The 19,327-nt window shown below is 71.4% G+C and carries 20 protein-coding genes; 12 read left to right on the top strand and 8 right to left on the bottom strand.

Annotated elements, in window-relative coordinates:
- Positions 1-5: 5 nt before the first annotated feature.
- Positions 6-755 (bottom strand): DNA repair protein RecO, encoded by a 750-nt coding sequence (gene recO, locus ACFC0Z_RS18115; protein WP_376438558.1) that lies wholly within the window; start codon positions 753-755, stop codon positions 6-8.
- A gap of 146 nt (positions 756-901) precedes the next feature.
- Here recO and ACFC0Z_RS18110 point away from each other — a divergent pair, with 146 nt between their 5' ends.
- Entirely contained in the window at positions 902-1,375 is a 474-nt protein-coding gene (locus ACFC0Z_RS18110; RefSeq protein ID WP_376438555.1) for a carboxymuconolactone decarboxylase family protein, read from the top strand.
- Positions 1,376-1,408: 33 nt separating this feature from the next.
- The gene (locus ACFC0Z_RS18105) at positions 1,409-2,338 is read left to right on the top strand and encodes an RNA polymerase sigma-70 factor (protein WP_376438552.1); all 930 of its coding nucleotides are present in this window, start codon (positions 1,409-1,411) and stop codon (positions 2,336-2,338) included.
- A gap of 3 nt (positions 2,339-2,341) precedes the next feature.
- On the opposite strand, the gene ACFC0Z_RS18100 is transcribed toward ACFC0Z_RS18105, so the two are convergent.
- A complete protein-coding gene (locus ACFC0Z_RS18100) occupies positions 2,342-2,557 on the bottom strand; it encodes a hypothetical protein (protein WP_360801733.1) in 216 nt (71 codons plus the stop codon).
- Positions 2,554-2,775, bottom strand: a complete 222-nt coding sequence (locus tag ACFC0Z_RS18095; protein WP_376438549.1) for a hypothetical protein — start codon at positions 2,773-2,775, stop codon at positions 2,554-2,556. Before ACFC0Z_RS18095 ends, ACFC0Z_RS18100 begins: the two co-directional genes overlap by 4 nt.
- 132 nt (positions 2,776-2,907) lie before the next feature.
- Between ACFC0Z_RS18095 and ACFC0Z_RS18090 the strand changes: the two genes are divergently transcribed.
- From ACFC0Z_RS18090 to ACFC0Z_RS18055, 8 genes are all read left to right on the top strand, one after another.
- Complete coding sequence (locus ACFC0Z_RS18090; RefSeq protein WP_376438547.1) at positions 2,908-3,741, top strand: Scr1 family TA system antitoxin-like transcriptional regulator; 834 nt, start codon at positions 2,908-2,910, stop codon at positions 3,739-3,741.
- The gene (locus tag ACFC0Z_RS18085; RefSeq protein ID WP_376438544.1) at positions 3,723-3,917 is read left to right on the top strand and encodes a DUF397 domain-containing protein; all 195 of its coding nucleotides are present in this window, start codon (positions 3,723-3,725) and stop codon (positions 3,915-3,917) included. Before ACFC0Z_RS18090 ends, ACFC0Z_RS18085 begins: the two co-directional genes overlap by 19 nt.
- Entirely contained in the window at positions 3,914-4,708 is a 795-nt protein-coding gene (locus ACFC0Z_RS18080) for a hypothetical protein (RefSeq protein ID WP_376438541.1), read from the top strand. Before ACFC0Z_RS18085 ends, ACFC0Z_RS18080 begins: the two co-directional genes overlap by 4 nt.
- Before the next feature lie 48 nt (positions 4,709-4,756).
- The gene (locus tag ACFC0Z_RS18075) at positions 4,757-5,545 is read left to right on the top strand and encodes a hypothetical protein (RefSeq protein WP_376438540.1); all 789 of its coding nucleotides are present in this window, start codon (positions 4,757-4,759) and stop codon (positions 5,543-5,545) included.
- A 39-nt stretch (positions 5,546-5,584) separates the two neighbouring features.
- Positions 5,585-6,409: a hypothetical protein gene (locus ACFC0Z_RS18070; RefSeq protein ID WP_376438537.1), complete on the top strand. Its 825-nt coding sequence runs from the start codon at positions 5,585-5,587 to the stop codon at positions 6,407-6,409.
- Positions 6,410-6,571: 162 nt separating this feature from the next.
- Positions 6,572-7,942 (top strand): FAD-dependent oxidoreductase, encoded by a 1,371-nt coding sequence (locus ACFC0Z_RS18065; protein ID WP_376438534.1) that lies wholly within the window; start codon positions 6,572-6,574, stop codon positions 7,940-7,942.
- 62 nt (positions 7,943-8,004) lie between these two features.
- Positions 8,005-9,660, top strand: a complete 1,656-nt coding sequence (locus ACFC0Z_RS18060; RefSeq protein ID WP_376438531.1) for a LuxR C-terminal-related transcriptional regulator — start codon at positions 8,005-8,007, stop codon at positions 9,658-9,660.
- Between the two features lie 79 nt (positions 9,661-9,739).
- Positions 9,740-11,110 (top strand): FAD-binding oxidoreductase, encoded by a 1,371-nt coding sequence (locus tag ACFC0Z_RS18055; RefSeq protein WP_376438529.1) that lies wholly within the window; start codon positions 9,740-9,742, stop codon positions 11,108-11,110.
- Positions 11,111-11,126: 16 nt separating this feature from the next.
- Here ACFC0Z_RS18055 and ACFC0Z_RS18050 read toward each other — a convergent pair whose 3' ends face one another.
- From ACFC0Z_RS18050 to leuA, 3 genes are all read right to left on the bottom strand, one after another.
- Positions 11,127-11,831 (bottom strand): TerB family tellurite resistance protein, encoded by a 705-nt coding sequence (locus ACFC0Z_RS18050; protein WP_376438526.1) that lies wholly within the window; start codon positions 11,829-11,831, stop codon positions 11,127-11,129.
- 132 nt (positions 11,832-11,963) lie between these two features.
- Complete coding sequence (locus tag ACFC0Z_RS18045; protein ID WP_376438523.1) at positions 11,964-13,406, bottom strand: choice-of-anchor A family protein; 1,443 nt, start codon at positions 13,404-13,406, stop codon at positions 11,964-11,966.
- Positions 13,407-13,635: 229 nt separating this feature from the next.
- The gene (leuA, locus tag ACFC0Z_RS18040) at positions 13,636-15,408 is read right to left on the bottom strand and encodes a 2-isopropylmalate synthase (protein WP_376438521.1); all 1,773 of its coding nucleotides are present in this window, start codon (positions 15,406-15,408) and stop codon (positions 13,636-13,638) included.
- 295 nt (positions 15,409-15,703) lie between these two features.
- On the opposite strand from leuA, the gene ACFC0Z_RS18035 reads away from it, so the two are divergent.
- Together ACFC0Z_RS18035 and ACFC0Z_RS18030 are read left to right on the top strand one after the other, a co-directional pair.
- A complete protein-coding gene (locus ACFC0Z_RS18035) occupies positions 15,704-16,768 on the top strand; it encodes a M4 family metallopeptidase (protein WP_376438518.1) in 1,065 nt (354 codons plus the stop codon).
- Between the two features lie 27 nt (positions 16,769-16,795).
- Positions 16,796-17,047, top strand: coding sequence for a protealysin inhibitor emfourin (locus ACFC0Z_RS18030; RefSeq protein ID WP_376438515.1), 252 nt, complete (start codon positions 16,796-16,798; stop codon positions 17,045-17,047).
- Between the two features lie 21 nt (positions 17,048-17,068).
- Here the strand turns inward: ACFC0Z_RS18030 and era are convergent, their stop codons facing one another.
- Together era and ACFC0Z_RS18020 are read right to left on the bottom strand one after the other, a co-directional pair.
- Positions 17,069-18,019, bottom strand: coding sequence for a GTPase Era (gene era / locus ACFC0Z_RS18025; RefSeq protein WP_376438512.1), 951 nt, complete (start codon positions 18,017-18,019; stop codon positions 17,069-17,071).
- Between the two features lie 73 nt (positions 18,020-18,092).
- Positions 18,093-19,103 (bottom strand): WxL protein peptidoglycan domain-containing protein, encoded by a 1,011-nt coding sequence (locus ACFC0Z_RS18020; protein ID WP_376438509.1) that lies wholly within the window; start codon positions 19,101-19,103, stop codon positions 18,093-18,095.
- Positions 19,104-19,327 lie beyond the last annotated feature (224 nt).

The following is a 19,327-nucleotide window of genomic DNA, read 5'->3' as shown; positions in this document are numbered from 1 at the left end:
CTCTCCTAGCTTTTCTCTACGTACCGCAGGGAGCGCAGGCCGCGCTCCAGGTGCCAGTGCAGATAGGCGGACACGAGCCCGCTGCCCTCCCTGACGTGACGCGGCTCGCACGCGTCCGCCGTCGCCCAGTCGCCGGTGAGCAGCGCGCTGAGCAGGCCGATGGCCTCCGCAGAGGGTACGACGCTTCCGGGGACCCGGCAGTCGCCGCAGATGACTCCGCCCGCGGCGACCGAAAAGAACCGGTTGGGGCCGGGAAGACCGCATTTCGCACAGTCGTCGAAGCTCGGCGCGTAACCGTTCACGGCGAGGGAGCGGAGGAGGAAGGCGTCCAGGATGAGGTGCGGGGCGTGCTCGCCCCGGGAGAGGGTCCGCAGACCCCCGACGAGCAGCAGGTACTGCTGGACGGCGGGCTCGCCCTCGTGGTCGGTGAACCGTTCCGCCGTCTCCAGCATGGCGGTGCCCGCCGTGTACCGGGCGTAGTCGGTGACGATGCCCCCGCCGTACGCCGAGATCGTCTCGCTCTGTGTGCAGAGCGGCAGCCCGCGTCCGACCAGCTCACTCCCCCGGGCGAAGAACTGCACGTCCACGTGCGAGAACGGTTCGAGCCGCGCGCCGAACTTCGACTTCGTCCGGCGCACGCCGCGCGCGACGGCGCGTACGCGGCCGTGACCGCGCGTGAGGAGCGTGATGATGCGGTCCGCTTCACCCAGCTTCTGGGTGCGCAGCACGATGCCGTCGTCGCGGAACAGACTCATGCGGCCATTCTCCCGTACGGGTACGACAGCCCGGCGCGAGGAGCCCCGGGGAGACCCAGGTCACACGCGCCCGTGTCACAGGCGCGTGCCCTGTCTCGTCCCAAGGGTGAAGCCACTCCGACGGACACAGATCAGGAGCACACGCCATGGACGCCCGACTGAACCTCTTCACCAACCCGACCTTCGGCAAGGCCTTCAAGCACCTCATGGCGGCGGGCAAGGCGGTCAAGGACTCGACGGTCCCCGCCGCGACGCAGGAGCTCGTCGCCCTCCGCGTGAGCCAGATCAACGGCTGTGCGGCCTGCGTCGACATGCACACCAAGGACGCGGCCCACGCGGGCGAGACCGCGCAGCGGCTGAACCTGGTGGCCGTCTGGCGCGAGGCGACCGTCTACACCGAGGCCGAGCGGGCCGCCCTCGAACTCGCCGAGGAGGGCACCCGGACCGCCGACGCGGCCGGCGGCGTCAGCGACGAGGTCTGGGCACGGGCCGCCCTCCACTACGACGAGGAGCAGCTCGCCGCGCTCGTCCTGCACATCGGGTTCATGAACCTCGCGAACCGTCTGAACGTGATCACGCAGCAGCCGGCGGGCGACTACGTCCCCGGCCAGTTCCACTGACAAGATCGCGAACGACACGAAGGGGGCCGTGACATGAGCAAGGTCGAGGAGTTCGAAGAGCTGCGTCCGCTGCTCTTCTCGATCGCCTACCGCATCCTGGGCAGCGTCGGCGAGGCGGAGGACGCCGTCCAGGAGACGTGGCTGCGCTTCGACGCCTCCCCGACCAGGCCGGACAACACCAAGGCGTTCCTCTCCACCACCGTCACCCGCCTCGCGATCGACGTGCTGCGCTCCGCGCGCGTACGGCGGGAGGAGTACGTCGGCCCCTGGTTCCCCGAGCCGCTGCTCTCCGACCCGTACGAGGACCCGGCCCGCGCGGCGGAACTCGCCGACTCGGTGTCGATGGCGTCCCTGCTCCTCCTCGAACGCCTCACCCCTCTCGAACGGGCCGTCTTCCTCCTCCGCGAGGTCTTCGCCTTCGACTTCGCGGAGATCGCCGAGGCGGTCGACCGCTCGGAGGCGGCCTGCCGCCAGCTGCTCGTACGCGCCCGGCGCCACATGCACGAGGGCCGCCCGCGTTTCGCGGCGGACCGCGAGGAACGCCAGAAGCTGGCGGCACGCTTCTTCGACGCCCTCCAGAACGGCGACGTCGACGGACTCCGCGGCCTCCTCTCCGCCGACGTCCAGCTCGTCGGCGACGGCGGCGGCAAGGCGCCGAACTTCGCCCGCACGATCCTGGGCGCGGACAACGTGGCCCGGCTCCTCGGCACGGTCTTCCCGTCGCTCCTCGCCATCGACGTCACCTGCGAGCCGCACGAGGTCAACGGCCAGCCCGGCGCGGTCTACCGCGACCGGGACGGCAAGGTCCTCCAGACCATCGCCCTGGACTTCGCCGAGGGCCGGATCCAGACGATCCGAGCCGTCCTCAACCCCGACAAGCTGGCCCACCTGGGCCCGGTGGCGGACGCGTGGGCACTCACGAAGGAGGTCCAGCAGATCCGCCGAGGGCACGGCGGCTCCTAGGTCCTAGGGGACCTCGCCCCGGCTCCGGGCATTCACGTGCGCGGTGGCGGCGCTCAGCCGCTCCGCCGAGGTCGCCTCGCGCACGCCGTCGGGCTCCACGTCCCACTCGCGCCCGCCGCCGATGCCACGGAGCTGGATGTACGGGCCCTCATGCCCCATGACCGTCCCGACCCGTCCGGTCCGGATCTCCACGACGTACGACCCGATGGGCAACGTCATACCTCGCCCTCCTCCCCTGCCGGCAGCGCCGCGGCGATCAGCCGAGCGGTCTCCGCCGTGCAGCATCCCAATTCCACGAGCGGCCTCGGGGGGTCCGCGGCGAGAGTGACGACGTCGAGCCCGAGCGAGGGCAGTGTGATTCCCGCCCTGGCCAGCGCCTCGCGCAATTCCGTCACGGCCGCTTGTGCGTCTTCGAGTGTCCCCGGGGTCGTCTTCATGATGTCTTCCTTCACCAACGTATGCCTTTCTGAATCCATTTCCGGCTTCGCCTCTCCAGGGTGGGGCGGGATCCGTAGAATCGGCAGACGCGCAGGCCCTACAACTGTGTTGTAGCGATGAGGAGTTAACCCTTGGCCACGATTGGACAGCAGGAAGCATGGAGCTTCTACGGGGAGCTCCTGAAGGACTATCGCGAGGCGGCGGGCCTCACACAGAGGCAACTGGCCGGACAGGCTTCCGTATCCGGCACGTATATCGGACTGTTCGAGCAGGGAATTCGAAAGCCACAACTGGACGTGTCAGTACGAATCGACGAAGCCCTGAAAACCGGCGACCTTTTCGAGCGGACATGGCGCCGACTCATCAACAAGGCGGGCTTCGCCTCGTACTTCCAGCCCGCGGCGGAGCTTGAGGCGATCTCGACGCGATTGTTCGAGTTCTCCCCGCTCCTGGTCCCCGGTCTGCTGCAGACGGCGGGGTACGCGCGGGCGCTGACAACGGCGGGACACCCACTCGCCTCGGAGGAGTACATCGAGGACTCGGTCGCCGCACGAGTCGACCGGGCAAGGATTCTCAAAGGCCCTACAAGCCCCGAGTTGTGGGTCGTACTCCACGAGAACACGATCCTGACCCCCGTCGGCGGCCCGGCGGGCATGGCCGAACAGCTGGAGCACATCGCCACGCTGGCCAGGGACAGGACGGCCCTTGTCACCGTGATTCCCCGCTCAGTGGGCGCGCACGCGTCCATGAGCAGCATGCTTCGACTCATGGAGTTCGAGGACCAGCCCACGGCCGCCTACACGGAGACGAGCTTTTCGGGCACGCTCATCGAGGATCCGTCCGTAGTGAAGCGCGCGCAGTATGCCTACGATCTGCTCAAGGTCTCCACCCTGCCCCCTGCGGCGTCCCTGGCCCTGATCGAATCCACAGCGGAGAACTTCAGACGATGCGCGAGTACGACCTGAGCAACACCAGCTGGCGCAAGAGCACCTACAGCGACGGCGACGGCGGCAACTGCGTCGAGGTCCTCGACAACACCCCAGGTGTCGTTCCTGTCCGCGACAGCAAGAACCCCACCGGCCCCGTCCTCGTCGTCCCCGCCGCCGCCTGGTCCGTGTTCGTCGCCGGTATCGCCGGGTGACGACAGGGCTCCCCACGCTCGTCCTGCGCGGCAGCGGCGACGTCGTACTCCGCTGCCAGGACGACGCGGTGACGCTCCGCCGCGCGCGCGAGGAGCTTCACATACCGTTCGCCGCCATCGCGCGCGTCCATGCCGCGCAGCGGACGGTCACGGTCGAGCTCACCGCGCCGGAGGGCGCCGAGGCGGCCTCGTACCGCGTGACGGACGTCAGCGAGGCCGCCGCCACCGCCTTCGCGGCGGCGGTCTCCGCGGCGCTGCCGGACGAAAGGGCGCTCGACGGCGGGACGCTCGTCGTCAGGAGCGTCTTCGGCGCCCCGGCGCGGCGCCGTGACGGCCGGCTCCTGGCCGCCGTCGCCGCCGTTCCGGTCGTCGGGCTGGACGTGTTCCTGGGCGTGGCGGGCCACTGGGGGTACGCGGGGCTGTTCTGGCCGGCGTTCCTGTTCGCCGCGCTGGGCGTGTTCCTGGTGTGGTTCATGGGGCAGGGCCTGTACCGCATGTGGTACCTGCCGAAGCACGGGATCACGACGGTGGCGGAGTTCTCCCACTTCACCAACAACACACGCGTGTACCGCTACACGGACACCACCGGTGCCTCGCACACCCACAACAACAACGTGGGCGGGGACCGGTTCGAGCTGTCCTACGACCCGCGTGACCCGAAGGTCGCGGTCCAGCGGGAGGGGCTCTACGTCCGCTGCATGATGGCGCTCATGGCCGTCATCGGGTGCGGCCTCGCCGGCGGCGGGCTGTACGCGATCGGGTGGCTGGCCGTCACGTCCCTGACGGACTGACGGAAACGCCCTTCACCAGTCGCTCACACAGCCTTTACCCTCTCCGCCATGTCGATCCTCTCGTCCATACCCGTCCTCACGGGCAACGACCGCACCAACCTCACCGCCATCGATGACGGACTCCTCCTGCGCACGCGCCATGAGGAGATCACCATCCTCGCGAAGGCCGTCGCCCGCGTACGGGCCGAGGGGAGCTCGGCCGTCGTCGAGCTGCGGGCGCGCGCCGGGGCCGTACCGGGGGTGTTCCGGATCGACGGCGTGGACGATCGGCGGGCCGTCGCCTTCGCCGACGGCGTCAACTCCCTGCTCCTCGAACCGGAGGAGGAGGTCGACGGTCTGTCCCTCGTCGTCTGCGACACCCGTAAGACGCGCTGGGCCCTGCGGCACGCGCGGCACGTCAAGTGGCTGATGCTCGGCGCCGTCGTGGTGATGGTGCTCCTGGCGGCAGTGGGCGCGGCGACCGAGGGCGCGTACTACCCGCCGGTGTTCGTGTTCGTCACGGGCCTCGCCGTCGGATTCTCCATCGCCGGCGGGCAGGAGTTCGTGGAGTGGCTGCACAAGCGGGGCATCCGCAAGCACGGCGTCAAGGAGTTCGCCCGGCCGGCGAACCTGCCGGGGTCGTTCATCTATCCCGACAGGACGGGGATGATGCGCGCCATCATCAACTTCGGTGGCGGGCCGTACCTGGAGGTCGCGTACGACCCGGAGGACCCGGCGGACGTCGTGGCGCTGCGCCCGGCGCTGACGGAGCGGCTGTTCAACGCGGCGGGGATGTTTTGCGGCTTCGTCGCGCTCCTGTGCGTGGGGCTGATGGCCCTGATCCTCGCGGACGTCTAGGGCTTCACCGCCCGCCGTCCCGCCCTTACGATCACGACCATGCCGATCACCCCGCACATACCCGCCCTCGCGGGCCCCGACGGCACCGGCGCGCGCGTAGACCGGGACATCCTGCTCGTGCGGGGGCCCTTCGAGGAGATGCAGGTCTACCTGAAGGCCGTCGCACACCTGCGCGCGGAGGGGCGGGCCCTCACCATCGAGCTGACGGCCGCGGCCGGAGCCGTACCGGCGGTGTACCGCTTCCAGGGGGCGGACGAGGCCTCCGTCGCGGCCTTCGCGGACGCGGTGAACGCGGTCCTGCCGGAGACGCCCGAGCAGATCGACGCGACGGACTACATGGCGGGGATCCGCATCGGCGGCGATCTCCAGCAGCGGCGGCTCCGGCGCACGGTCAAGCACTCCTTGCTGTACGGGGTTCTCGTGATCGTCGCGCTGGCCGTGGCGGCGGCTGTCACGGGGCCCGCCTCCGACATCGCCGCCGCCACCGGGATCGTCGTGATCGGCACCCTGGGGCTGCTGATCCTGGCGGGGTGCGCGCTGGCCTCGTACGCCCCGTACCGTGAGCGGTACCTGCGGCGGCACGGCGTGCGTGTCTCCGCCGCACGCGTCCCGGGCGAGACGAACAGGTACGCCTACCGGGATGCCGACGGACTCGAACGGCTCGTGACGAAGCCCGGCGGCGCGTGGACCGTCGACGCCGCCTACGACCCCCGGGACCCCGGGCGCGTGGTCGCCCTCCGGTCCACGGGTCAGCGGGTGCCCCGCCTCCTCGGGATCGGGTTCGCCGGCCTCTTCGGTCTCGGCCTCCTCGCCCTGGCGGTCACGGGCGCGGTCCTGATGCTGTTCGGCCTCGACGGCGCCTGACCCGTCGCGGCGAGCCCCCTCATCGCCCCCCTTATAGACCCCATAAGTTCGCCTTATGAGTCCATAGACCGGGCCCGGGTACCGCTCCGCGCCAGAAGTTATTTAGGGTGACCTAAGTGTCGGCGGCTTCGCCGCCACGTCGCTTGCGAAGGGAACCCAGTCATGCCCCGCCCCCTCCGGGTCGCGATCGTCGGCGCCGGCCCCGCCGGAATCTACGCCGCCGATGCGCTGCTGAAGTCCGAGGCCGCCGCCGAGCCGGGCGTGTCGATCGACCTCTTCGAGCGGATGCCGGCCCCCTTCGGCCTCATCCGGTACGGCGTCGCCCCCGACCACCCCCGCATCAAGGGCATCGTCAACGCCCTCCACCAGGTCCTCGACAAGCCGCAGGTCCGCCTCTTCGGCAACGTGAACTACGGCACGGACGTCCACCTCGACGACCTGCGTTCCTTCTACGACGCGGTGGTCTTCTCCACCGGCGCCATGTTCGACCGCGAGCTCCGCATACCCGGCGTCGAGCTCGACGGTTCGTACGGCGCGGCCGACTTCGCCTCCTGGTACGACGGCCACCCGGACGTCCCGCGCACCTGGCCCCTGGAGGCCGAGAAGGTCGCCGTCCTGGGCGTCGGCAACGTGGCGCTCGACATCGCCCGCATCCTCGCCAAGACGGCGGACGAGCTGCTGCCGACCGAGATCCCGGCCAATGTCTACGAGGGCCTGAAGGCCAACAAGGCCCTTGAGGTCCACGTCTTCGGCCGTCGCGGCCCCGCGCAGGCGAAGTTCAGCCCGATGGAGCTGCGCGAGCTCGACCACTCGCCGAACATCGAGGTCATCGTCAACCCCGAGGACATCGACTACGACGAGGGCTCGATCGCCGAGCGCCGCAAGAACAAGCAGACCGACATGGTCGCCAAGACCCTGGAGAACTGGGCGATCCGCGACGTCGGCGACCGCCCGCACAAGCTCTTCCTCCACTTCTTCGAGTCGCCCGTCGAGATCCTCGGCGAGGACGGCAAGGTCGTCGGTCTCCGTACCGAGCGCACCGAGCTCGACGGCACCGGCAACGTCACGGGCACCGGCACCACCACCGACTGGGACGTCTCCGCCGTCTACCGCGCGGTCGGCTACCTCTCCGACGAGCTCCCGAAGATCCCGTGGGACACCACGACCGGCACCATCCCCGACCAGGGCGGCCGCGTGATCGAGGAGTCCGGCGAGCCCATGGCCTCCACGTACTGCACGGGCTGGATCCGCCGCGGCCCGGTCGGCCTCATCGGCCACACCAAGGGCGACGCGAACGAGACCGTCGCCAACCTCCTGGACGACTTCGCGAACGGCCGCCTGCTGACGCCGGAGGCCCCGGAGACGGACGCGGTCGTGTCCTTCCTGGAGGGCAAGGGCGTCACGTACACGACGTGGGAGGGCTGGTACGCCCTCGACGCCGCCGAGAAGGCGCTGGGCGAGCCGGAGGGCCGCGAGCGCATCAAGATCGTCGAGCGCGAGGACATGCTGCGCGCCAGCGGCGCGATCAAGTAGTCACCTGAGTGCTTTCGCCCCTTCCCCGTCCTAGGCTGAAAGGACAGGGAAGGGGCGAAAGCATGTCCGCACCCACGGCACCCGCACCCCCCACCGCCGGTTCCGGGTCCTACGCGCTGCTGCACGCCGAGGACCGGCACCCCACCCGTGCCCAGACCGGCGAGGACCTGCTCGCGCTCGCCGACGCCGCCTGGTGGTCGGGGCACGTCGAGGAGTCCGTCACCGCGCGCCTCCGCGCCCACGCCGCCTGCCTCGCCGCCAACGACCACCGGGGCGCCGGACTGGCCGCCTGGTGGCTGTCGTACGAGTACGAGGCCCTGGGCCGCCCCGCCGCCGCGGCCGGCTGGCTGCACCGCGCCCGGCACCACCTCGCGGAGCTGCCGCCCTGCCCCGAGCAGTCCTTCCTCGCCTGGACGGACGCCGGGGAGGCCACCGCGCGCGGCGACCACGCCGCCGCCCTCGCCGAGGCCGCCCGCATGGCCAGCCTCGCCTCCGGCGACCCCGACCTCCTCGCGCTCGCCCGCCAGGCCACATCCGCCGCCCTCCTCGCCCAGGGCCGCCGCGCCGAGGCGCTCGGCGCGCTCGACGACGCGATGTGCGCGGTGACGGCGGGCGAGCTGAGCGAGGCGTTCACCGGCTGGCTGTACTGCCTGGCGATCACCGAGTGCATGGAGTGCGCGGACCTCGGCCGGGCCGTGGAGTGGACGAACGCGGCGATGCGCTGGTGCGCGCCCGCCGGGGAGAACCCCTTCCGAGGGGTCTGCCGGGCCCACCGCGTCGAGGTCCTGGACCTCCTCGGCGTCTGGGCCCCCGCCGAGGCCGAGGCCCGGCAGGCCTGCCGGGAGGTCCCGGTCGACTGCCTGGAGTCGGCGGCCGCCGCGTACTACGCAGCCGGGGACGTCCAGCGCCGCCAGGGCCGTCTGGACGAGGCCGCCGTCTCGTACGGGCACGCCCACGAACTCGGCAGGATCCCGCAGCCGGGCCTGGCGCTGCTGCGCCTCGCGCAGGGCCGCGCGGACGCCGCCGTCGCCGGGATCGCGCTCGCCCTGGCCTGCGAGGGCGAGCACGGCCCCGACCTCCTCGGCCGCGCCCGCCTCCTCTCCGCCCGTACGGAGGTGGCCCTCGCCGTCCGGGACGTCGCCGGGGCCGCGGAGGCGGCGGCCGCGCTCGACTCGCTGGCCGCGGCGGCCGGGGACGTACCGCTGCTGCGGGCGACGGCGGAAACGGCGCTCGGGGCGGTCGCGCTCGCCGAGACCCGCACCGGCCCCGCCCTGCGGCTCCTGCGCCGGGCGCTGGCCGGGTGGCTCGACCTCCGCGTCCCGTACGAGGCCGCGCAGGTACGGATGCTCCTCGCGGCGGCCGACCGGACGCTCGGCGACGAGGAGGCGGCCCGCCTGGAGCTGGCCGCCGCGCGGACGGCCTTCGAGCGGCTCGGGGCCGTACCGGACGCGCGGCGCGCGACGGCCCTGCTCTCCGGCGGGAAGCACGACAGGAACGGGCTGCCCGGCGGGCTCACCGCCCGCGAGGCGGAGGTCCTGCGGCTCGTCGCCGGGGGCGGCACGAACAAGGAGATCGCGCACTCCCTCGTCATCAGCGAGCACACCGTCTCCCGGCACCTGAACAACATCTTCGCGAAGCTGGGCGTGGGGTCGCGGGCGGCGGCGACGGCGTACGCGTGCGCCCACGACCTCGTACCGCCGTCCCCGTCCGTGGTGTGAACGGCCCATCCCCGCTCCCGCCCCACGATGGGCGGTTCCGGCGATGCGGCCCGCTCCCCCGCCCGGCTAGACCGGAACCATGACCACCACGACCACTCCCCTGGACACGCTCCGCGGTGCCGTGCGCGGCACCGTCGTGACCCCCGGCGACCCGTCGTACGACGTGTCCCGTCGGGTCTACAACGCCCTGCACGACCGCCGCCCCGCCGTCGTCGTCCACGCCGTGGACGCCGGTGACGTGATCGCGGCGGTGCTGTACGCCCGGGAGCACGCGCTCCCGCTCGCCGTGCGCGGCGGTGCGCACGCGGTCGCCGGGCACGGCACCGTCGACGACGGCCTCGTGGTCGACCTGTCCCGCATGCGGGGCGTCCGCGTCGACCCGGAGGCCCGTACGGCCCGGGCCGAGGGCGGCGCCACCTGGGGCGACTTCAACCACGCGGCCCACGCCTTCGGCCTCGCCACGACCGGCGGCGTGGTCTCCACGACCGGTGTCGGCGGCCTGACGCTCGGCGGCGGCATGGGCCATCTCGCCCGCCGGTACGGCCTGAGCTGCGACAACCTGATCGGCGCCGATGTCGTCACCGCCGAGGGCACGCTCGTCGGCTGCGACGCCGAGCGGAATCCCGACCTGTACTGGGCGCTGCGCGGCGGCGGCGGGAACTTCGGGGTCGCGACCTCGCTCGTGTTCCGGCTGCACCCCGTGGGCGACGTCTTCGCCGGGCTCACCTGCTACCCGCTCGACGGGGACGTGGCCCGCGCCTGGCAGGCGATGAACGCGGACGCGCCCGTCGAGCTCAACACGATCTTCGTGATCGCGCTCGGCCCCGAGGAACCGTTCCTGCCCGAGCGCTGGCACGGCCGCCCGATCTGCGCCGCGTTCACCTGCTTCACCGGCCCCGAGTCCGAGGACGAGAAGGTCCTCGCCCGCCTGGACACGCTCGGTCCGGTCGTCGGCCGGTTCATGGAGCGGATGCCGTACCCGGTGATCAACACCCTCTTCGACGAGCAGCTCCCCCCGGGGCTCTACCACTACTGGAAGGGCAACTTCAGCCGGGAGCTCACCGAGGGCGCCGTCGCCGCGCACCTCGCGTACGGCGAGACGATGCCGGCGATGGAGTCGGACACGGCGATCTTCCCGATCGACGGGGTCTGCCACGAGGTGGGGCCCGAGGAGACCGCGTTCGCCTACCGGGACGCCGTCTTCTCGCACTCGTTCGGCGCCAGCTGGAGCCGGGCGGCGGACTCCGAGGCGAACATCGCCTGGACCCGCGCCTACGACGAGGCCCTGCGCCCGCACACCGAGGCCGGCGGGTACGTGAACTTCATGGACACCGACGACCAGGACCGGGTGCGGGTCAACTACCGCCAGAACTACGACCGGTTGCGCGAGGTCAAGCGCCGGTACGACCCCGACAACGTGTTCCGGCTGAACCAGAACATCGTTCCCTGAGCCGCTCGTCCGGCCGTTACGGGACCTTGCGGGCCGAGGCGAGGAGGCGGACGGTGTCGTCGGGCGCGAGCGAGAGCGCGGTGCCGACGGTCCCGAGGACCTCCATCTCGACCGGGCTGTACGCGCCGTCGCCGAGGGCGATCCGGGCGGCGTCGAGGAGGATCGACTCCCGCCCCGAGGCCGCGAGATGGGGGGCGAGCGGTTCCAGCGCCTCGTGGATCTCGATCGCGAGGAGGGTGCCCTCGGGGGCGCACTCGGGGCCTGCCTCGGGCAGGAAGCGGCCGGTGTCGGCCGCGAGCGCCTCGACGAGGTCGACGAGCTGGACGGCCGTGCAGTCGGCATAACCGGCGGCCCGGACGGCGCTCACGGCCCGGTCGAGAACCGCGCGGGAATCCGTACCCCCGGCGCAGAGGACGGCCAGGGCGACGGTGTGCACGCCGTCCCTGAGCATGGCCGAGAAGCGCGCCGTCGTCGGGCGTTCGAGGACCTCCACACCGAAGTGGGTGTGGCAGGCCGCGCACTCGACGACGGGCCCCGTACAGCCCCTGGGCAGGACCGGGACGCCGAGGACGGCGAACCTGCGGCGGCCGGTGCGCCGCCGGTAGTTCCGGTCGCCGCCGCACTCCTCGCAGAAGAACTCGCCGTCGCCGATCGTGTTCCAGGAGGTGCGGATTCCGCAGACGCCCACTTTCCCACCACGTGAATTCCGGGCAGACCGCACACGCACCTCCTCAACGGCCCGGCTGCACTGCCGGCGTTGGCGTGATGTTAGCCACATCCATGATGCGGCGTCAGCACCTCGTCGACAGTTCACCGTGGAGATGGCCGAGACACGTCACTGCCCGGCGGCGCCTCAGGAGGCGCGGCGGCGGCGCTTTGCGAAGGCCAGGAAGCCTCCGCCGGCGAGGAGCGCGGCCACGGCGGCGCCGATCACGCCGGGACCGACGGACGAACCGGTCGTCGCGAGATCACCCTCCGGGGTGGCGGACGGCGCGGGGGTTCCGGTGGCCCCGTCGGGGATCGCGGAGGCGCCGGGCGTCACGGACGCGTCGGGGGTCCCGGCGGTCTCGCCGGGCGCCGACGGGGAGGCGGAGTCCCCGGGAGTCCCGGGGGTCTCCGAGGCCTCGGGGGTCTCCGGCGTCCCGGTGGTGCCCGGGGTCTCCGGCGTACCGCCCTCGCTCTCGGTCGGGGTCGGCTCCGGGGTCGCGGGCGGGGTCGGGACGGAGGTCTCGGTGGGCGTCGGGGGCTTCGGGGGGACGACCTCCTCCGTGGTGGTCGTCTTCGGGAGGCAGCCGGTGAAGTTCATCTGGTGGGTCTCGGCGCCGGGGGCGGTGACGAGCTCCTCGGCGATGACCGATCCGTTGACGTGGCCGGGACCGTACGGCTGCCCGTTGGCGCCGGTGCCGCCCATCTCGACCTTGGCGTTCGGCGCGAGGATCGTGCCGGGCCACGAGGTGTAGTTCTTCTTCACGCTCTCGGCCTGCGGGAAGTTCCACAGCATCCGGGAGCGGATCCCCGCGAAGGCGTCGCTCGCGAGGGCGTAGTCGTCGACGACCGGGGCCGTGCCGTCGGCGCCCTGGTAGTAGACGCCGTAGGTGGGCGCGGTGCTCATGTCGTACGAGGAGCCGAGCACGTTCACGAGGGTCGAGGAACCGGCCGGGACCTTGAAGGTGATCGCGCCGGCCTTCTGCAGGTCCGCGGCGGCGACGGCGAAGACGTTGAGCTTCGCGTCCGTGCCGGTGAGGAAGAGGCCGAGGCCGTCCTTGGCGACGGTTCCGTTGGCCGCGACGCCCGCCCAGCCGGTGGAGAGCGCGCGGAGCGAGGCGAACTCCTTGCCGAAGTCGACCGGGGAGGCCGGGGAGGCGCCCTCGGCGACCTTGTCGCCGTCGACGCCGAAGCCCTGGCCCTTGGTGGAGCGGTCGACGACCTTGCCGGCGACGCCCGTGCCGTTGTCCAGGACGACCTGGTTCGCGTACAGCGTGCCGCCGACGACGAGGCTGTGGCCGCCGGGGAGCTTCGCGAGGTCGGCGGGGGTCAGCTTGTGGCCGATGGAGAAGCCGGAGGGCTGCTTCGGGTCGCCGAAGGTGGCGTCGCCGCCGACCGCGACCGCGCCCTCGGAGTCGGAGTGGCGGACCGAGTCCTTCTCGACGAACTCCGCGTACAGACCGGCCGTGCCGAGCGGGTTCGTCACGCATTCCGCGGCGGCCGGGGCGGCGGAGGCGGAGGGCGCCCAGGCGAGGGTCGCGCCGGTCACGGCGAGGACGGCGGCCACGGCTGCGGACGTGCGCATGCGCATGCGGAACTCCAGGTCAGGGAGTACGAGAAGGAGGATGTCCGAGGGGACGAGCCGACCTTCCGCCATGCCCAGATCTGCCGTCAACTCCCCTGATATGGCACCGATTCCGACATGCCGTCACGATCTTCCTTAAGCGAACCTGAAACGATTCCGCTAAGTGACGCGGCTCACAGACGGGAACTGCCCCGCACCCTCCGGAGAGGGTGCGGGGCAGTCGGGGCGCGCAGGGTCAGCGGGCGGCGCGGTTGACCGCCGAGATGACCGCCTTCAGGGAGGCGCGGGTCGTGTTGGCGTCGATGCCGATGCCCCACAGGACCTTGCCGTCGATGGCGCACTCGATGTACGAGGCGGCCTGCGCGGAGGCGCCCTCGCTCATCGTGTGCTCCTGGTAGTCCAGCAGGCGGGCGTCCACGCCGATCTCCTGCAGCGCGGCGAAGAAGGCCGAGATGGGACCGTTGCCGGAGCCGGACAGGACGACCTCGGCGCCGTCGACGACGGCCTCGACGGTCAGCGTGTCCGTGCCGTCGGTGTCGGAGGTGGTCTGACCGGAGCGCAGCTGGATACGACCCCAGGCGGAACCGTCGTTACCGGTGCTGGGCAGGTACTCGTCCTGGAAGACGGCCCAGATCGCGGCCGGCGTGACCTCGCCGCCCTCACTGTCGGTCTTCTGCTGGATGATCCGCGAGAACTCGATCTGCATCCGGCGGGGCAGGTCCAGCTTGTGGTCGTTCTTCAGGACGTACGCGATGCCGCCCTTGCCCGACTGGGAGTTGACCCGGATGACGGCCTCGTAGGAGCGGCCGACGTCCTTCGGGTCGATCGGCAGGTACGGGACCGCCCACTCGATGTCGTCCACCGTCTTGCCCTGGGCGGCCGCGTCGGCCTCCATGGCGTCGAAGCCCTTCTTGATGGCGTCCTGGTGGGAGCCGGAGAAGGCGGTGTAGACGAGGTCGCCCGCGTAGGGGTGGCGCGGGTGGACCTCCATCTGGTTGCAGTACTCCGAGGTCCGGCGTACCTCGTCGATCTGCGAGAAGTCGATCTGCGGGTCGACGCCCTGGCTGAACAGGTTCATGCCCAGCGTCACCAGGTCGACGTTGCCGGTCCGCTCGCCCTGCCCGAACAGGCAGCCCTCGATGCGGTCGGCGCCGGCCATGATGGCCAGCTCGGCCGCCGCCACGGCCGTACCGCGGTCGTTGTGCGGGTGGACGGACAGGCAGACGTGCTCGCGGCGGGTCAGGTTCCGGGACATCCACTCGAACCGGTCCGCGTGCGTGGACGGCGTCGAACGCTCCACGGTGGCGGGCAGGTTGAGGATGATCTCGCGGCCCGGGCCCGGCTGCCAGACGTCACAGACGGCCTCGCAGACCTCCAGGGCGAAGTCCAGCTCGGTGTCCGTGAAGATCTCGGGGCTGTACTGGTAGCCGAAGGTCGTCTCCGGGCCCAGCAGCTTCTCCGCGTACTCCATGACCAGGCGGGTGCCGTCCACCGCGATCTGCTTGATCTGCTCCTTCGAGCCGCGGAAGACGACCCGGCGGAAGGTGGGCGCGGTGGCGTTGTACAGGTGGACGGTGGCGCGCTTGGCGCCGACCAGGGACTCCACGGTCCGCTCGATCAGGTCCTCGCGGGCCTGGGTCAGGACGGAGATGGTGACGTCGTCCGGGATCGCGCCCTCTTCGATGATCGAGCGGACGAAGGCGAAGTCGGTCTCGCCGGAGGACGGGAAGCCGACCTCGATCTCCTTGTAGCCCATGCGGACCAGCAGGTCGAACATCTCGCGCTTGCGCGCCGGGGACATCGGGTCGATCAGGGCCTGGTTGCCGTCGCGCAGGTCGGTGGAGAGCCAGCGGGGCGCCTGGGTGATGCGGGCCTCGGGCCAGGTGCGGTCGGGGATCTCGACGGCCTCGTACCGGCCGTACTTGTGGATCGGCATCCCGGACGGCTTCTGCGCGTGCGTGGCGTTGGTGATCGGCGTCGGGCGGCTGACGAAAGGCGACTGAGACATGGCGTAGGGCTCCTCGGGGGTCCAACGGAGGGACGGCCGACTGTCGAACGCAACGCCAATAACCCGCGGGGAGGGGGTCGGCCTACGACTACAGGCCCTCGCCGCGGCAGCTAAGGAGAAGCAGCCCGAAACGCATGATGGGCGTCACCCTAGCCGAGGTACGCGGGAGCCGGACGTCCTGTTTCAGTATGCGGGACGGGCCGCGCGTCAAGACGCGAAGGTGACTCATCACTCCATTTCGCCAATCCTCGTCGCATCCCGTGACACGGGCACCACGCAGTGCCACATTGCGGTCATGACTCCCCACACCTCCGCCATGCCGCCGGCCTTCTGCTCGATCGTCCCGCCGCACCTCCTGGAGCACCTCGCGCACTCCTCGGACCCGGCCGTCGCCGCCGCCGCGCGCCGCACCCTGATCGCGGACGCGGCGGCCCGTACGTTCCGGGTGCTGCCCCTGCCCGGCGCGGCGCCCACCCTCGCGGCCGCCGAGGCCGGGCGGCCGCACCGCACGGTCTACGACTGCCGCCACGGCACCGACCTGCCGGGCGAGCGGGTCCGGGCGGAGGGCGAGGAGCCGACCGCCGACGCCACCGTCAACCGGGCGTACGCGGGGCTCGGCGCCACCTTCGACCTCTTCCTCGACGCGTTCGGGCACGACTCGATCGACGGCGCCGGGCTGCCGCTGCACGCCTCCGTCCACTACGACGAGAAGTACGGCAACGCCTTCTGGAACGGCGAGCAGATGGTGTTCGGCGACGGGGACGGCGAGATCTTCCTCGACTTCACGCTCCCCGTCGACGTCATCGGCCACGAGCTGGCCCACGGCTTCACCCAGTACACGGCGAACCTGGAGTACTTCGGCCAGTCCGGCGCGCTCAACGAGTCCGTGTCCGACGTCTTCGGCTCGCTCGTGAAGCAGCACGCGCGCGGCCAGAACGCGGAGGAGGCCGACTGGCTCATCGGCGAGGGCCTCTTCGCCGCCGGTGTCGAAGGCACGGCGCTGCGCTCGATGAAGGCCCCGGGCACGGCGTACGACGACGACGTCCTCGGCAAGGACCCGCAGCCGGCCCACATGGACGACTACGTCCGCACCAACCGCGACAACGGCGGCGTGCACATCAACTCCGGCATCCCCAACCACGCCTTCTACCTGGTCGCGACCGGCCTCACGGGCAACGCGTGGGAGCGGGCCGGGCGGATCTGGTACGACGTGATGACCGGCGGGACGCTCACCCCCGACACCCGCTTCTCGGAGTTCGCGGCGGCCACGGTCGCGGCGGCGAAGGCCCGCTTCGGCGACGGCGAGGAGGTCAAGGTCGTCCACCGCGCCTGGACGACCGTGGGCGTACCCACGACCTGACCCGGACCGGGCTGGTAGACAGGTCCCATGCGGATTCGAGTGCGACGCACGGGTGGTTTCGCGGGCATCGAGCGGTCGGCGGAGGTCGAGGTCACGGACCCGGCCCTCCGCTCCCTGGCCGCGACCGTCCTGGCGGACGGCGAAGGAGACCTCCGGGCCGTCCCCGACGGCTTCTCCTACGAGATCACCATCGACGGCCACACCATCCGCTGCTGCGACCCCCGCCTGACGGAAGCACAGAGGACCCTCGTGACGAGGGTCCTCAAAGAAGGCGCGTAGGCGCTAGAAGCACTGGAAGCCTTAGAAGCCCAGCTTCCGCAGCTGCTTCGGGTCGCGCTGCCAGTCCTTCGCGACCTTGACGTGGAGGTCGAGGAAGACCGGCGTGCCGAGGAGGGCCTCGATGTGCTTGCGGGACTTCATGCCGACCTCCTTGAGGCGGCTGCCCTTCGGGCCGATGATGATGCCCTTCTGGCTGGGGCGCTCGATGTACACGTTGGCGTGGATGTCGAGCAGCGGCCGGTCCGCGGGGCGGCCCTCGCGGGGGATCATCTCCTCGACGACGACCGCGATGGAGTGCGGCAGCTCGTCGCGTACGCCTTCGAGCGCGGCCTCGCGGATCAGCTCCGCGACCATGACCTGCTCGGGCTCGTCCGTGAGGTCGCCCTCCGGGTAGAGCGGCGGGGACTCCGGGAGGAGGGGGATGATCAGGTCCGCGACGAGCTGGACCTGCTTGTCGCCGACGGCGGAGACCGGGACGATCTGCTGCCACTCGAAGCCCAGCTCCTTGCCGAGCTGGTCGACGGCGATGAGCTGCTCGGCGAGGGTCTTGGAGTCGACCAGGTCGGTCTTGGTGATGATCGCGACCTTGGGGGTCTTCTTGATCGCGGCGAGTTCCTTGACGATGAACTTGTCGCCGGGGCCGAGCTTCTGGTCGGCCGGCAGGCAGAAGCCGATCACGTCGACCTCGGCCCAGGTGGTGCGCACGACGTCGTTGAGCCGCTCGCCGAGGAGCGTGCGCGGCTTGTGGAGGCCGGGGGTGTCGACCAGGATCAGCTGCGCGTCCGGGCGGTGCACGATGCCGCGGACGGTGTGCCGGGTGGTCTGCGGCCGGTTCGAGGTGATGGCCACCTTCTGGCCGACCAGAGCGTTCGTGAGGGTGGACTTGCCCGCGTTGGGGCGGCCGACGAAGCAGGCGAAGCCGGCCCGGTGGACGGCTTCGGTTTCAGGGTTGCGAGCGCTCATGGGGGCCATTGTCCCCGATGAGCGCCCGCCTCACGTACTCAGTACGCGCTCAGCGCGCTCCCAGCGTGGTCTCGGCGCGCTCTCAGGCGTCGACCAGGTCGTCGGCCGGGGCCTCGTCGGGTGCCTCGGAGGCCGCCCGGCGGTGCCGCATCCGCAGGGCGACGACGCCCCCCGCACCCCCGATGAGCAGGACGGCGGCGGCGAGCCAGGGCACGGCGAGGAAGGACACCTCCGCCGTTTCCTTCACGTCCTTCGCGGTGGCGGTGAGGGTCACGTCGCCCCAGTCGAACTGCGGTGAGCCGTTCCACCGCTCGGTGAGCCGGATCTTCTGCCGGGGCAGCAGCTCGGAGGGGACGCCCGTGAGGTCGCGGGCGAGGAGGGTGCGGCCGAAGAGCCCCTCGGCCCGGAGGGCGACCTTGGGGTTGAGGGTGACGTTCCCCCGGTTGTGGAGGGTGTACGAGACGACGGCGCCGCTCTTCCCGACGCCGGGCACGAGCGGCCGGTCCTGTGCGAGGGTGACGTCCTCCAGGCCGAGCGCGGGAACGGTGGGCCCGTTGACCCGCAGGTAGACCCGGGCGCCGACGGCCCGCTGGACGCCGACGGCGACGGAGCCCTGCCCGCCGGCGCTGATCCGCTCGTCGAGGGCGACGACGGCGCCGGGGTGGTCGCCGGGGTCGGCGTCGGCGGGGACGGTCAGGGTGTACGGCACGGTGACGGCGGAGCGCGGCGGGACGGTGATCCGGGTCCGTTCGAGCGTGATCCACGCCCCGGTCCCGGTCTGTTTCTCGGTCCGCGTGCGGATCGCGAAGCCGCCGTCGCGGTCGGTGTTGTACGCGTCGGCGCCGTACAGCCGGAAGCTGAGCGGCGCGGCCGTCTTGTTGGTGACGGTGACCCGGTCGGTGAGCGAGGTGCCGGGGTCGAGCGAGAGGTAGAAGTACGGGCGGCTGCCGGGCTTGGCGGCGGCCGGGGTGGCCGGGTAGACGGCCCATTCGCCGTTCTCGGCGGCGGCGGCCGGCGGAGGGGCCCCGAGCAGCACGAGGAAGGCGCTCAGGAGGACGGGCAGGATCAGGTACGGCTTGCTGCTGCTGCGCACGGTGCGGAACCCCCGGGTGCGGAGCGGGCCGGCCGGGAGGTTCCCCCGCCGGCCCGCCGGGTGGTCAGGACAGGGTCAGCGCTGTCTCTTATAAACAACTGACGCTGCCGACGATACAGGTGGTGTAGATAACGCTGGTCTCCCGCTCATTAAACAGCGTCGGTGGGGAGCGGGTGGCCGTAGCGGGGGCGCCCTCCGCGTTGGGGGGCGGGGGGTGGGGGTGT

This window comes from Streptomyces sp. NPDC056144, assembly GCF_042264145.1.
GTDB lineage: Bacteria > Actinomycetota > Actinomycetes > Streptomycetales > Streptomycetaceae > Streptomyces.
The sequence above is the reverse complement of the archived record's forward strand: the minus strand, read 5'-3'. Positions and strand labels throughout refer to the sequence as shown.

Bases quoted from the DNA above. Each gene is read 5' to 3' on its own strand.
- leuA (WP_376438521.1), bottom strand. From the start codon at position 15,408: ATGTCTCAGTCGCCTTTCGTCAGCCGCCCGACGCCGATCACCAACGCC.
- ACFC0Z_RS18060 (WP_376438531.1), top strand. From the start codon at position 8,005: ATGTCCGCACCCACGGCACCCGCACCCCCCACCGCCGGTTCCGGGTCC.
- ACFC0Z_RS18075 (WP_376438540.1), top strand. From the start codon at position 4,757: ATGTCGATCCTCTCGTCCATACCCGTCCTCACGGGCAACGACCGCACC.
- recO (WP_376438558.1), bottom strand. From the start codon at position 755: ATGAGTCTGTTCCGCGACGACGGCATCGTGCTGCGCACCCAGAAGCTG.
- ACFC0Z_RS18085 (WP_376438544.1), top strand. From the start codon at position 3,723: ATGCGCGAGTACGACCTGAGCAACACCAGCTGGCGCAAGAGCACCTAC.
- ACFC0Z_RS18105 (WP_376438552.1), top strand. From the start codon at position 1,409: ATGAGCAAGGTCGAGGAGTTCGAAGAGCTGCGTCCGCTGCTCTTCTCG.
- ACFC0Z_RS18055 (WP_376438529.1), top strand. From the start codon at position 9,740: ATGACCACCACGACCACTCCCCTGGACACGCTCCGCGGTGCCGTGCGC.
- ACFC0Z_RS18110 (WP_376438555.1), top strand. From the start codon at position 902: ATGGACGCCCGACTGAACCTCTTCACCAACCCGACCTTCGGCAAGGCC.
- ACFC0Z_RS18065 (WP_376438534.1), top strand. From the start codon at position 6,572: ATGCCCCGCCCCCTCCGGGTCGCGATCGTCGGCGCCGGCCCCGCCGGA.
- ACFC0Z_RS18045 (WP_376438523.1), bottom strand. From the start codon at position 13,406: ATGCGCATGCGCACGTCCGCAGCCGTGGCCGCCGTCCTCGCCGTGACC.
- ACFC0Z_RS18070 (WP_376438537.1), top strand. From the start codon at position 5,585: ATGCCGATCACCCCGCACATACCCGCCCTCGCGGGCCCCGACGGCACC.
- ACFC0Z_RS18095 (WP_376438549.1), bottom strand. From the start codon at position 2,775: ATGAAGACGACCCCGGGGACACTCGAAGACGCACAAGCGGCCGTGACG.
- ACFC0Z_RS18100 (WP_360801733.1), bottom strand. From the start codon at position 2,557: ATGACGTTGCCCATCGGGTCGTACGTCGTGGAGATCCGGACCGGACGG.
- era (WP_376438512.1), bottom strand. From the start codon at position 18,019: ATGGCCCCCATGAGCGCTCGCAACCCTGAAACCGAAGCCGTCCACCGG.
- ACFC0Z_RS18035 (WP_376438518.1), top strand. From the start codon at position 15,704: ATGACTCCCCACACCTCCGCCATGCCGCCGGCCTTCTGCTCGATCGTC.
- ACFC0Z_RS18030 (WP_376438515.1), top strand. From the start codon at position 16,796: ATGCGGATTCGAGTGCGACGCACGGGTGGTTTCGCGGGCATCGAGCGG.